12 protein-coding genes and 1 pseudogene are annotated in these 13,004 nt (G+C 70.3%); 5 read left to right on the plus strand and 8 right to left on the minus strand.

Annotated elements, in window-relative coordinates:
* Position 1: 1 nt before the first annotated feature.
* Complete coding sequence (locus tag ACZ6ZP_RS40460; RefSeq protein WP_361471132.1) at positions 2–955, minus strand: hypothetical protein; 954 nt, start codon at positions 953–955, stop codon at positions 2–4.
* Positions 956–1,359: 404 nt separating this feature from the next.
* Between ACZ6ZP_RS40460 and ACZ6ZP_RS40465 the strand changes: the two genes are divergently transcribed.
* The gene (locus tag ACZ6ZP_RS40465) at positions 1,360–2,184 is read left to right on the plus strand and encodes an inositol monophosphatase family protein (RefSeq protein ID WP_383822174.1); all 825 of its coding nucleotides are present in this window, start codon (positions 1,360–1,362) and stop codon (positions 2,182–2,184) included.
* 345 nt (positions 2,185–2,529) lie between these two features.
* Positions 2,530–3,519: a TolB-like translocation protein gene (locus tag ACZ6ZP_RS40470; RefSeq protein WP_361471128.1), complete on the plus strand. Its 990-nt coding sequence runs from the start codon at positions 2,530–2,532 to the stop codon at positions 3,517–3,519.
* A gap of 87 nt (positions 3,520–3,606) precedes the next feature.
* Here ACZ6ZP_RS40470 and ACZ6ZP_RS40475 read toward each other — a convergent pair whose 3' ends face one another.
* Positions 3,607–4,113: a hypothetical protein gene (locus tag ACZ6ZP_RS40475; protein ID WP_361471126.1), complete on the minus strand. Its 507-nt coding sequence runs from the start codon at positions 4,111–4,113 to the stop codon at positions 3,607–3,609.
* Positions 4,114–4,379: 266 nt separating this feature from the next.
* On the opposite strand from ACZ6ZP_RS40475, the gene ACZ6ZP_RS40480 reads away from it, so the two are divergent.
* The gene (locus ACZ6ZP_RS40480; RefSeq protein WP_351168041.1) at positions 4,380–4,838 is read left to right on the plus strand and encodes a hypothetical protein; all 459 of its coding nucleotides are present in this window, start codon (positions 4,380–4,382) and stop codon (positions 4,836–4,838) included.
* A 208-nt stretch (positions 4,839–5,046) separates the two neighbouring features.
* On the opposite strand, the gene ACZ6ZP_RS40485 is transcribed toward ACZ6ZP_RS40480, so the two are convergent.
* The 4 genes and pseudogenes from ACZ6ZP_RS40485 to ACZ6ZP_RS40500 form a co-directional block, all read right to left on the minus strand.
* Positions 5,047–5,922 (minus strand): helix-turn-helix domain-containing protein, encoded by an 876-nt coding sequence (locus ACZ6ZP_RS40485; RefSeq protein ID WP_366463242.1) that lies wholly within the window; start codon positions 5,920–5,922, stop codon positions 5,047–5,049.
* A gap of 9 nt (positions 5,923–5,931) precedes the next feature.
* Positions 5,932–6,762, minus strand: coding sequence for an alpha/beta fold hydrolase (locus ACZ6ZP_RS40490; protein WP_351168037.1), 831 nt, complete (start codon positions 6,760–6,762; stop codon positions 5,932–5,934).
* 186 nt (positions 6,763–6,948) lie between these two features.
* Positions 6,949–7,835, minus strand: a pseudogene (locus tag ACZ6ZP_RS40495) (SigB/SigF/SigG family RNA polymerase sigma factor).
* A 64-nt stretch (positions 7,836–7,899) separates the two neighbouring features.
* Positions 7,900–8,682, minus strand: coding sequence for a VOC family protein (locus ACZ6ZP_RS40500; protein ID WP_469410408.1), 783 nt, complete (start codon positions 8,680–8,682; stop codon positions 7,900–7,902).
* A gap of 666 nt (positions 8,683–9,348) precedes the next feature.
* Between ACZ6ZP_RS40500 and ACZ6ZP_RS40505 the strand changes: the two genes are divergently transcribed.
* Complete coding sequence (locus ACZ6ZP_RS40505; protein WP_351168031.1) at positions 9,349–10,008, plus strand: DUF1707 SHOCT-like domain-containing protein; 660 nt, start codon at positions 9,349–9,351, stop codon at positions 10,006–10,008.
* A gap of 51 nt (positions 10,009–10,059) precedes the next feature.
* Here ACZ6ZP_RS40505 and ACZ6ZP_RS40510 read toward each other — a convergent pair whose 3' ends face one another.
* Complete coding sequence (locus ACZ6ZP_RS40510; RefSeq protein ID WP_351168029.1) at positions 10,060–10,857, minus strand: alpha/beta hydrolase family protein; 798 nt, start codon at positions 10,855–10,857, stop codon at positions 10,060–10,062.
* A gap of 62 nt (positions 10,858–10,919) precedes the next feature.
* Positions 10,920–11,657: an alpha/beta hydrolase gene (locus ACZ6ZP_RS40515; protein WP_469410409.1), complete on the minus strand. Its 738-nt coding sequence runs from the start codon at positions 11,655–11,657 to the stop codon at positions 10,920–10,922.
* Positions 11,658–11,896: 239 nt separating this feature from the next.
* On the opposite strand from ACZ6ZP_RS40515, the gene ACZ6ZP_RS40520 reads away from it, so the two are divergent.
* Positions 11,897–12,994: a MerR family transcriptional regulator gene (locus tag ACZ6ZP_RS40520; protein WP_469410410.1), complete on the plus strand. Its 1,098-nt coding sequence runs from the start codon at positions 11,897–11,899 to the stop codon at positions 12,992–12,994.
* Positions 12,995–13,004 lie beyond the last annotated feature (10 nt).

Raw genomic sequence — 13,004 nt, forward strand, 5'->3', positions numbered from 1 at the left:
GTCAGCCTCCCAGCCGTTCGCTCATCAGATTGGGTCTCGAGCCGTAGATCTCGACGGTCCCGAAGGACAGCAGTGAGGACCCGGCCCGCGCCAGTGCACGCGGTTTGACGTCGATCGCGTTCGTGCGCTCCGGTCCGTAGGAGAAGGTGGTGCGGGGGCCGTCCACCCGCGCGTACTTCGACTGGAACGCTCGGTCGCTGCGCACCGGCAGCCACAGCGCGCCGTCCGGGCCGCGCACCATGGCCTCGGTGTGGGTGTCGCCCAGTGGCGGGTAAGTGATGCGCCAGGTACGCCCGTTGAAGGTCATCAGGTAGGTGCGGGCCACGCCGTCGGTGTACTGGCTGCCGCCGATCGTGACCCGGCCGGACGGTTCGAGCAGGAGCGTGTGCACGTTGCTGTTCGCCGGCAGCGCCACCTTCGCGTCCCGCCACCCCGTGCCGTCCCAGCGCAGGATGGTGGTGCCGGTGTCGGTGTCCCCCCAGGCCCAGGCGTCGGTGGCCGTGCGCGCGGTGATCCCCATCAGATACCGCATCTCGTCGGGGGCGGACTGCGTGGTCCAGCCGGAACCGTCGTAGTGCAACACCTTCAGCCCGGTGTCGTCCTCACCGACCACCCAGGCGGCACCCGGTACCGCCGTGAAGTCCTGGTAGGTCCACAGGGCCTGCGGCAGCGGGAGGGCGCTCCACCCTCCCGCCGACCGGCGCAGGATCTCGCCCGCCCCCGCGCGATTGTGGAAGATCCACACCTCCTCGCCGACGAACTGCACCTTGCCGAGCCAGCCCAGCTCACCGGCGCCGGGGAAGGTGGTGTCCCGGCTCCAGGCGGTTCCGTCCCACCGGTACAGCATCGGCCGCAGCCCATCGGCGGCGTGCTCGTACCCCGTCGCCCATGCCGCGCCCGGCCCGCGGGCGGCGAGATCGGACACCGTGACCGGCGGGGCCGTCGCTGGCGGCACCGGCAGTGACGACCAACTCGGCTTCACCGCCGCGGCCGATGAAGCGGCCGACGAAGCGGCCGAAGCCGTGGCCGAAGCCGCAGCTGAGGCCGCAGCTGAGGTCGGCGTAACGGCCCCGGCCGGTGACGCCACCGCGGCACACGCGAGCACAAGGCAGACAAGGACCGCACGGAGACCGTTCACAAGACCTCCCAGAGCGCGAAGGTCGCACAGGCTATGGGCGTCGACCCACCCGTGAACAGACGGCATTCGGCCGAACACGTTTCACGTGAACTCCTCACCGTTTCATGGGACTTCTGGAGCCACGAACGCATGCCTCGTCGGACAACCGCAGTGACCGGCGGCGGTGACCGGCCGCGGTGACCGGCGGCGGAGGTCTGGCTCTGCTTACGGCTTACGGCGGAATGCGCGGCCCCGATACTCTGCACGCCGTGATCAATGCAGAGGCGATTCCTGACGATGCCGAGGTTGCGATGGCCGCGGTGCGGGCCGGTGCGGAGGCCGTGCGCGCCAGGTACGGAAAGCGGCTGACCCGCATCGACAAGGGCGCCGGGGACTTCGCCACCGATGCCGATGTGGCGGCTGAGAAGGCGATCCTCGGCGTCCTGCGATCCGCCCGCCCCGGCGACGCGGTGCACGGCGAGGAGGGCGGGCAGCAGGGTGGGGCCGACGCGGTTCGCCAGTGGTTGGTGGACCCCCTGTGCGGCACGCTCAACTATGCCGTCGGGAACATGCTGGTCGCCGTCAACGTAGCCCTGCGCAACGGACCGGCCGCGGTGGCCGATCCGTTCAGCGGCGAGGTCTTCTTCACCGACGGCGGGACCGCTTGGGTGCGACGCGACGGGAGCGACACGCCACTGGCACCGACGGCAGCCACCCAGCTGGTGGACGTGAACCTCGATCCGCCCTTCCCGAGCGCACCGGGCTTCCGGGCGGTGGACCTGCTCGCCCACCCCGGATTCATCGAACGCTTCCGACCGCGGGTCGTGTCCACGACACTGGCGTTGGCCTGGGTCGCGGCCGGCAAGCGCGCCGCATACGTCACCGACGGCGGTGACCTGACCGAGAGCGTGCACTTCGCCGCCGGCATCGCTCTGTGCCAGGCCGCCGGCTGCGTCGTCACCGGAGTCGACGGCGCTCCGATCGGGCAGGCAGGCCGGGGACTCGTCGCGGCCGCGGACGCCGAGACGCACGGGCTGTTGCTGTCGATGATCCGCGGTCGAGGCTAGAGACCGCCACATCCTTGCTGGGTCTTCGCACCCTGCGTCTCAGCGGGCCCTGTGGCCCCGTACGTTGCGAAGCCGACCGCTTTCACTTGACCGGAACCGTGCCTCTCGATAGTCATGCGACGCATTGACCCCACAGCGCCGTCGCGGTTGCATGCTTGTGGCCCTCCGGTGGGGAACCGGGGAGAAGGGCCATGTCCTGTATCTGGGGGGAAAATGAGGGGAAGCACGAACCGGAGCGCCATCAGACGTGTGCGGGCCGCCTTAAGCGCCACGGTTGTGGTCTGCGCGGTCACGACGGCGCTGCCTGGGGTCGCTTCGGCCGCGCCGATGCCTGCGGCGGGGGCCGTGAGCGACAGCGGAGCCGGGGTCGAGCGGATCAGTGTCGCGCCCGACGGCACCCAGGGCGACGGCGACTCCGTCGGCGCCACGATCACGACCGACGGCCGGCGTATCGCCTTCTCGTCGTGGGCGAAGAACCTCACAGACGGCTACCCGATGACGTATGAAAAAGTGTTCGTCCGCGATCAGCGGACGAGCCAGACCATGCGGATGAGCACCAGCGCCCCTCCGATCCAGCGCCCGGTGATCAGCGGTGACGGGCAATACATCGCCCATTGGGGGCTGATACAACGAGACACGAAGACATTCCTGTCCCAGGTGAAGTCGGAAGGCACGATCGGCATCTACTGCCCGGGCCTCAGCTGCAGCCAGCCGTCGCTGAGCGCGGACGCCCGCTACATCGCCCAGGTCGCCACCTCCAATCGACCGCCGTCCCGGCAGCGCATCGAGGTACGGGACTGGCGCGCCAACACCACGGAGACCATCGCCGAGTACGAACACACCGCCTCGGCCCGTCCGTCCATCAGCGGCGACGGCCGCTTCGTCGCCTACCAGGACGGCCAGGCGGAGGACATCTTCGTGTGGGACCGGACCGACGGCACCTCCTCCGGCCCGATCGAGGGCCCGTCCAAGGCGGCCACACTCGTCCAGTTCAGCAAGGACGGCAGCAAGGTCGTGTACCTCTCGGGCTCCGACACCTACGTCCACGACGAGGCCGCGGGCACCGACCAGTTGGTGCCGAACGTGCGGGGCGTGGCCATCGATCCCACCGGACGCTATCTGCTGTACGCCCCGCACGACACGAGCGGACCGTCGCTCACGCTGCGCGACCTGGAGACGGGCACCGACGAGATCGTCTCGAACCAGCCCGCCTCGGCCGGGACCGACGCGGTCAGCGCCGGGGGGCGCGACGTGGTCTTCCATTCCACGGCCGACGACATCGTGCCCGGCGACACCAACGGCAAGTCGGACGTCTTCGTCCGCCGCTTCTACTGATCGCCCCGACCCTCACGCTCTCCTGCCGCCCCACCGCTCGCCCGGCCCGCCTGGCCTACAGGGCAGGGACCCTTCAGCGCAGCGGATTCAGTGCAGCGGACGGCACCGCTGACGCGGATCAGGCGGGGTGAAGCTGAGCCCGTTCTCATCCATCGCATTGAAGACGGTCACTCGCCCCGTCGCGAAGACGAAGCTGATGTCGGCGTTCACCCAAGCCTGACCTCGGCCTCCCCAATCGAGCAGATCGACCCTGGTGAGGGGGAGACCCCGCAGAGCGTGCAGTTGTGGAAGAGGCTCGGCACGCCACTGCAGGTCGAAGTCGGGCCACCGGGGCGGGACACCGGGGTCGATCGTGTTCCACGTGAGGGAGAGATCGTCGAACTTGTGATGGTTGATCTCGACCTGCTCGCCCTCGAAGTCGAGCAGGACCGGGCAGTCACAGAACCATGCGTCGTCCTGACGGTCCCAGACCGCCCAGACCCTCGTCAGAGTCCGGCCGACAAGGCCCCGCACCCGATCCGCGTGCTCCCGCACGACGTCATCGCTGCGGCTCAGCCACTGCGGCTGGTAGCCCGCGATACCGAAATCGAACATTGCGTCATCGTGTCAGAGCTGCCTGGCATCACCTCTACGCAGCCCGGACAGCGGCCCTGACACGACAATCCAGCCGCGTTCCTTGGCGGCTGGGAGAGAGGCCGACTGGACAGCAGCTGTAGGAGCAAGCGCCTGTGCCACTCCGCCTCTTGAGGGGTGGACAGCGCTCCGAACCGGCGGGCGCCTCTCCTTCAGCGGCAGCGATGAGTTCCTGCGCTCCAGGCGGTCTACACGGACAACATCACTTCCACACCCAGGGGACCACGATGACCGAGAACCACACACCGCCGCCCACACCCTCCGAGCCGAGTGCGAAGGTGCGGGCGCTGGACTGCCTGGTCGGCACCTGGCGGGTCAGCGGCGGTGTCGAAGGCACGGTGACCTATGAGTGGGCGGCCGGGAAGTTCTTCCTTCTCCAGCACGTCGACCTGCACCAAGACGGCCTGGACATCCGCGGCTTGGAAGTCATCGGGCACCTCTTCAACCCGTTCGCGGGGGATGCGGGGCCCAGTGAGGACGTGTGGTCCCGGTTCTACGACAACCAGGGGAACACGCTCGACTACGTCTACGAGATCGACGGCACCACCCTGACCATCTGGGGCGGCGCGAAGGGATCCCCCGCCTATATGCGCGGCACTTTCAACGCCGCCGGCGACACCATGGACAGCGAGTGGGTCTACCCGGGCGGAGGAGGCTACAAGTCGACCATGACCCGCATCGATTGAGCCGTGGGACGAAGTCGTCGAGAGGCTGCGCGGCCAGTGCGCGTCCCTGGAGCTGCTCGTCAAGGAGGTCATGCCGGCCTTCCAGCGATCCGGCACGCACGCGCCGGGCCCACCGAGTTCGCGGAGGCCTCCCGGGGCGCGACACGCTGCCCCAAGGCGCGCACGCTGCGCCAAGCACGAGCGGGAGGAAGCACAGAACCGTGGCTGCTCAGGCTGACGCAGCTGACGCAGGGGCCACCAGTGCTCCGGGCGAGGAGCCGGGCCACGCGACGTCGTCGACTTCGAGCCACGGCGCCGCGGCCACGGCCGCAGGCGTGAGACCGGTGAACTCCTTGACCTCGTGGTGCAGGTGGGACTGGTCGACGTAGCCGCTCTCGGTGGCGACGCTCGCCGCGGGGCGCCCCGCGGCGAGAAGGTGCGCGGCGTGGTCGAACCGCACCAGGCGGGCGGCGCGTTTGGGCGTGATGCCCAGCTGGGAGCGGAAGCGGGCCGACAGGCGCTTGCGACTCCAGCCGACCTCATCCGCCAAGTCCTCGACCCGCATGCGCCCCCGGCTGGTGAGCGTCCGCCGCCAGCTGTGGGCGACCTCCGGAGCAACCGGTGGGCGAGCGCTCAGCCGTCGGCCGAGGAGGTCCACCGCGATCGCGAACCGTTCGTCCCACGTCCCGGCGGCACGCAGCCTGCCCTCGGCGCGCCCGGCCTCGCGGCCCCAGACGTCTTCCAGGGACACCACCGTCCCGCTGAGCTCGGCCGACGCGCCGAGCACCGCGGCCGCCACGACCGGCTCAAGGCGGATCTGGAGACACTCGCCCGTGCGGACGCCCGCCCGAACCTGACCGGGCAGGAGCCCGACGACGACACTGCCGCGCCCCGGCCGGCCCTGCGCGTCGTAGACGAGTCCTGTTCCCTCGCTCAGATCGAAGAACAGAGTGACGGAGGGGTGCGCGACCATGGAGATGTCCGTGGGCGTGGGGACCCGATAGCGGAACCCGGCCATGCTGACCCCGGGCAGTCGATCCGACGGGCGCGGGACGGCGATGTCGAACAGCGCCCAGTCGAGTGGTGTCGTGTCGGTCGACGGCATTCGGCCAGCCTAGGCCTCGGGCGACGGGGTGTCAGCGCCCGTGGCCGTGAAGCTCAGCAACAGCTTGCTGGTCGTATCGGGCGCTTCGAGCAGTGGCATGTGCCCCACACCCGGCAGCACCTCGACCCGCGCGTCGGGCACCGCGTCGTACTGATGCACCGACGACGGCTCCCAGCGAGGGTCCGCAGCACCGAAGACCGCGAGCACCGGCACATCGAGGGCCGCGAGACGCTCGGGCACGCTCCGCTCGGCGACGTATGCGGTGTACTGCCGGAGCACCGCCTGGAACGCGGCGTACGTGATGCTCCGAACCCCGGCGACCAAGTCGTCCGGCACGTCCACCGGCCGAGCGGTGACTGCCCTGATCCCACTGCGGATCCACGCATCCGAGCGCATCGACCAGATGAGCCGGCCCAGCGGCGGGCCCAACAGGAGCCGAAGGAGCAACGGCTGCGGAAGCAACGCGTCGAGGCTCGGTCCTGTGCTGATCAGCGAGAGTGACCCGACCAGGTCGGGACGCTGTTCGGCGAGCGCGGTGCCCAGGTAGCCGCCGCTGGAGTGTCCGACCACGGCGACCCGGCGAAGGCCGAGATCGTCGAGCAGCGCCGCCACCCGACCGGCCTGCTCGGGCACGTCGTACGACGCCGGGGCAGGGGACTGGCCGCATCCGGGTAGGTCGATCCGGATGACGCGATGACGGTCGGCGAGCGCAGGGATCATCGGGATCCAGGAGGCGCCCGAGGCCCCCGATCCGTGAATGAGCAGCAGGGGCGGCGCCTGCTGCGAGCCGTCGTGAACCACATGCATGCCATGCGAGAGCTGAACTCCGTCCTCACTCATGCAGGGATGATGCGGGGCTCGCGGGCCATCGGTCTTGTACAAATGTCGCCTCTGCGGGGGCTCGGCTCCTGAGCACTGTTCCGCAGCCGTATGCGAGCCGTATGCGCCGGGTGGGAGCGTCCATCGGTGACCGCCTCGTCCACCTCTGCACGCTGTGCCGGCGCACGCTCGGGCAGGCCGTCGCTGCTAGTCGTGGGTGAGCAGGCCCAGGCGGAGGGAGGCGAGGGTCGCGGACAGGAGGCGTGAGACGTGCATCTGTGAGATGCCCAGTGCGGCGCCGATCTCGGCCTGGGTCATTTCCTGGCCGAAGCGCATCTCGATGATGCGGCGTTCGCGTTCGTCGAGGTCGGCCAGGAGCGGGGCCAGGGCGTGCAGGTCCTCGAACACATCAATGGCGGGTCCGCCTCGCCCATGACGTCGGCGAGGGAGCGGCCGTCGGCGGATGCCTCGCTGTCATCGCCCCCGGCGCGTGGGCTGTCCAGTGATCCGGCGGCGTAGCCGTTGGCGGCCATGATCGCCTCCAGGGCCTGCTCCTCGGTCACGCTGAGATCGGCTGCGAGCTCATTGACCGTCGGTTCACGGCCGAGCGTGGACGACAACCGCTCCTGGGACTTGACCAGTTCGATACGGAGTTCCTGAAGTCTGCGCGGTACGTGGACGGCCCAGCTGGTGTCACGGAAGTACCGCTTGATCTCCCCGAGGATGTAGGGGACGGCGAAGGAGATGAACTCGAAGCCGCGGTCGACGTCGAACCGGTCGATTGCCTTGATCAGCCCCACGGTGCCGACCTGGACGATGTCCTCCAGCTGGCCGTTGCCGCGGTTGCGGTAGCGGCCGGCGACGTAGTGCACCAAGGAGAGGTTCATCTCGATCAGGGTGTTGCGCGTGTAGAGGTGGGCGGGGGAACCCTCCTCAAGTGTCTGGAGCTGGTCGAAGAAGAGCTTCGACAACTCCCGGGCGTCCTTTGGCGCGGCCTCGTCGGCTTCTTCTGTCAGCGGCAGTCCGACGCCCTCGCCCCGCACCTGCCCGGTCGGCTCGGCGGCGTCGCCCACATCCACTGCCTGCCCAAACATCGTCTGACTCCCCACACTCTCGTCCTGCATGACTCTGTTCGCGACGACTTCTGTTCGCGACAACTCAGCTCGCGATGACCGTGAAGGGGTTGCCTTCACGGTCTTCCAGCACGGCCTCGCGCCGGCAAGGGGGCCCCTCCGGTGGTGAGATGACACGTCCGCCCCAGCCGGCGGCCGCCACGGCAGCCATGGCGACGTCGGCCACGCGGAAGCACGGGTGCCAACCCGGGGGCGTGGCGTCCTTGATCGCGGCGACGGTGCGCAGCCCGTCGCGCACCTCGATCCGCCCGTGGGCGTACTCCACCTCGCAGCTTGCGCCGGAGCCGCCCGCCCAGCCCAGTACGCCCCCGTAGAAGAGGGCCGCGGCGAAGGTGTCCGGGGTGTGCAACTCGAGCCGGGCGATGGGGCCTTCGCCCACCGTCCAGCGCTGGTCGGGGGTTTGTTGGAGCAGGCCGAACACCGCTTCCTGAGGGCCCGCCGCCACGGCGAGCCGCCCGGCGGGGCCGGCCAGCGGCCCGACGGCCACGGTGGCGCCGCGCTCACGCAGCCGGCCCACCGTGGCGTCCACGTCATCGACGGCGAAGTACGGAATCCATCCCGTGCCGACGCCCAGGTCGCACGTGGCCTGGCTGAGGGTGCCCACCGGCGCTCCGGCCCGCAGCGCCAGGAACCGTGGCCGGACCGGCGAGTCGAGCATCCTGACATGGCACCAGCCAAGAACCCGGGCGTAGAACTCCGTGGCGGCCAGGGCGTCCCGTGAGGCCAGGCTCAGCCAGCACGGTGCGCCGCGCGGCCTGCCGGAAGAGCCCGGCGGCAGGCCGTTTGCCCGTAGAGCTGGTGGGGCCAGCGGCGCCGGTGGGGCTGGCCTTCGCCCGGCGGGCGGGACCAGCCGCAGCCCTCCGGCCCGGCGGAAGGGCCTGACGCCGGTCCCCGCGCGCCCCGCCTCCCGAGCCTGACCCCTTGTCCGCGGAGCCGGCCCTTCTCGCTGCTGCTGCGCACGCTCGTTGCTCACGCCGATGTCCCTTGGCACTGCGCCCTCTCCCCATCTGGTTCTGGCATCCGGTCTGGCACCCGGTTCTGGCGGTCCCGGCAGTGGTTCCGCACACAGGAGGTGGCATACCGGGACCTTCCTCACCCATCCCGGGGACCAAGGCCCTGTCTCTGCCGGTGCCAAAGGCCCGTTCCTCGCCGCCGCGTGGGCTGTGGGCCAGGAACCGTCCGAAAAGGCCCTCGGCCCCGGCATAAGAACGCCACCGCGGGGCACGCGAGAGGAGCTCGCCCAGGGATGGCAGACGGATCGAAGGAGAATCACCTGATGCGGACCATCAGGCGCATGCGCCGCGTGCTGTACGGGGCCGTGTGCCTCCCCAAGAACATCGACAGCCGTTCGTCGGTGGACAGGTCACAGCTGAACCGGGCCTAGCCGAGCCTCGTACCGCGATATAGCGTCAGTCCTCTCGTCGTGCCGCCGGCCGCATCACGCGAAGACCTTCGACGGAACCAGGACGGAAGCATGTCGCCAGAGATCTCGCCCTCCGGGAAGCGTTCCGGTCCCGGCTCGTCGCCTGAGCTGCGGGCCTCGCATGCGGATCGGGACCGGGTGGTGGACGTGCTGCGTGTCGCGGCCGGGGACGGGCGGCTGACCTCGGACGAGTTGGACGAGCGCCTGGAGGCCGCCCTGTCGGCGCGGACCGTCAACGAACTCACGACGCTCACGGCGGACCTGCCGTCCGTGTCGGCCATGGCGGGGGCGGGCCTGTCCGTGACCGAGGTCAAGGACGTACTCCGGATCGAGCAGCGGTTCAGCGCCGTCGAACGGGTGGGCCAGTGGGTGGTGCCGCGGAGGCTGGAGCTCGCAGTGACGTGGTGCGACGTGACGCTCGACTTCACGCAGGCACTGATCACGCAGGACACGCTGCGGATCGACGTGGACATGCAAGGCAAGACCCTGACGGTCATCACCAAGCCGGGCGTGGTGGTCGATGCCGATGCCTTGGCCGTGGAGCACTGCAAGGTCAAGAACCGTCAGGTGCCGGACCCTGGTGTTCCGATCAGGCTGCGCGTGGAGCTGGTCGGCAAGAAGAGCCATGGCCGCGTCGTGGTGCGGCCCCCACGGCGGACGGTCGGACAGTGGCTGCTGCGCAAACCCAGGGGCGCTGCCGGCGACCGATGATGGACTCCATGGAGGCGATCCATGGAGGCGAGCTGCCGGCGGCGCGGTTCGCTAGCGCGCGTCGATGAGGTGGCGCCGGAACCATCGGACGAGGCCGTCGTCCACCGTGCGGGCCAGCGGTAGTTGTGGCGCGGGCTCTATGCCGGGCTCGTCGGCGAGCGGATGCGCCAATCCGGGGATCGACAGCAGTTCGCAGCGCTCCCCGAGGGCGGCGACGAGGTCCGATGCGTCGGCACGCAGCCCCGGGTGATCGAGCGCGCCGCTGACGACCAGGAGCGGCGCGCGACGGGCGATGGCACCCGCCTTGGCCACGAAGTCCAGACGGTCGACGGTCCTCTCTGACGTGGCGTCATACGGATAGTCCCCCGGGAACAGGCCGACGACGGACCGCATGCGGATCGCGGCATTGACGACGGCCCCGGCGAAGACCGGAATCTCGGTCTCGGCGAGGATGCGCAGTGCGACGGCCCCGCCCAGCGATCCGCCCAGCACGCCGATCGGGCCGTCATCGACCGGCAGTTGACCACGGATCGATGCCAGCGCGTCCGGGAACTCCGCGACCGCCTGCCGGACGAGCGGCTCCAGAAAGGACATCAGTACGTCCTTCCGTATCAGCTCCAGGCCGGCGTCCATGCTGCCGTCGACCATGCGTGCCCCGCACATCGGCATGCCGAGGTGCACCCGCCAGGCAGGCACGTCGTCCATCGGCAACGCGGCAGCGAATGCGGCGTCGGACCGTGGCGCGTCCAGCATGTGCCAGGTGACGATCAGCCGGGTGGCGTCGTCGTGGGCCGGCGGCAGCGCGGTGAACGGCACGCCGGCGGCCGTACCCGTGATCGGTGAGTGCATGCGGCCACGTTAGGCCCGCGGCGACCGGCCGGGAGCGGGGTATTGCCGTCAGCGAAATCGCTTCACGCCGAAGTGAACGGCGGTAGCGCGCCCGCGATCACGCGGGCCGTCGCTCGCCCGAGGTCGCGTACGGAAGGCGCGGTCGCCGGCAGACACCGCCCCGCTGCGGGTTCGTACACGCAGCCCAGCACCCCGGCGTGGTCGGTGACCGGCTCGGTCAGTTCGGAGTTCCAGCCGTGTGCGCGGAGGGCTTCGTGCAGTTCGCGAGAGGCTTCGCCGGGCACGACGGTGTCGGTGGTCCCGTGCACGAGCCGTATGGGCACCGATGTCTTTGCCGGGCCAACTGCTTGGAGGGGCACGGTGCCGGTGGTGGGGGCCGGGAGCCGGTAGCCGCCCGCGATGCCGATCACCGCGGCGGGACGCCAGCCGTCGAAGAGTTCGGGCTGCAGGGCGACGCCGAGCGCGGCGCGCGCCCCTGCCGACCACCCCGCGACGACGAGCTGCCGAGGGCCGTGCATGTCCTCCGGTGCCTCGCGCGCCTCACGTACGTAGTCGCGGCCGAACCGCAGGGCGTCGCTCAGATGCGCCCGGCCGCCGTCGGGCTGGTCCGAACGCCAGTCGGGGACAAGGACGGTGGGCCCCAACTCGGCGATCTCCCGGGCCAGCGGGGCCATCACGTCACGCTCGTCGGGCCCCATGCCGTGCCACAGCAGCACGCACCGAGTGTCCTGCTGCCCGGAGGCATAGATGTCGAGGAGCTTGGTGTGGCCGCCGGTGGCGTAGCCCACGGTCCGGGTCACGATCCTCAAGTCCGTTCCTCCAGGTCGGGCGGGGCTACAGGACGGCCGGGCCAACTCTCGCCGTGCCAACGCCCCTGCACGGTGCTTCATGCAACAGCCCACAGTCTCTCCGAAACTCGGCACGGCGTGTCCGATGGGGAGACGGCGCACAGGGAGCCGCCCTTGCTGCTGGGAGTCGGGCGCTTGACCCTCACGTGGCGTCAGGCCGCACACTCGGTGCCGTGGAAGATCACTGGACCGTGGGGCGCGTGGCGGAACTGGGCGGCGTCAGCGTTCGCACGCTGCATCACTACGACGAGATCGGGCTCGTGCGTCCGTCTGCGCGGACCGCGGCCGGTTACCGGGCCTACGCGGCGGGAGACGTGGAGCGGCTGCGGGAGGTGCTGGCCTACCGGCGGCTGGGCTTCGGGCTGCGGGAGATTGCCGAACTGGTCGGCGACCCGTCCACCGACGCGGTCGCGCACCTGCGCCAGCTGCGTGGCCTGCTGCTGGAGCGGCGTGATCGCGCCGACGCCATGATGTCGGCCATCGACCGGGAACTCGAGGCACGGGCGAAGGGACTGAAGGTGACGCCGGAGGAACAACTGGAGATGTTCGGTGCGCGGCTGTACGACGAGATCGGCGGTGCCTACACCGCGACACGGTGCACCGATCCGCGGATCGCCGCGCGGATCTGGAACGCGCTCGGAGACGCGCAGACGGTACTGAACGTCGGGGCCGGAACCGGCTCCTACGAGCCCTCCGACCGGGACGTGACCGCGGTGGAGCCGTCGGCGGTCATGCGGGCGCAGCGGCCTGCCGGCTCGGCGCCGTGCGTGGCCGCCGCCGCGGAGAGCCTGCCGTTCGAGGACCAGTCCTTCGATGCCGCGATGGCCGTCTCCACCGTTCACCACTGGGAGGAACCGATGGCGGGGCTGCGCGAGATGCGGCGCGTGGCCCGCCGCGTGGTGGTGCTCACCTTCGACACCGACGAACCCGGATGGCAGGACCGGTTCTGGCTGACCCGCGACTACCTGCCCGAGTTCGCCGCCGTCCTGGCGGCATTTCCCTCGCTTGCGGGGATGGCCGACACGATCGGCGCCCGCGCGGAGCCGGTCCCCATCCCGTGGGACTGCACCGACGGCCTCTTCGAAGCGTATTGGCGCCGACCGCAGGCGTACTTGGAGGAGCACGTGCGCCGCGCGATGTCCGTGTGGACGAGGGTCGGAGCGGAGGCCGAGCGGCGGGCGGTGCGGAGCCTCGGCGACGACCTCGACTCCGGACGGTGGGCCGAGCGCAACCGCGACCTCGCCGCCCTCGACGCGGCCGACCTCGGCCTGCGCCTGCTCATAGCCTGAACTGCTTCGC

Source organism: Streptomyces sp. NPDC054047 (assembly GCF_055585065.1).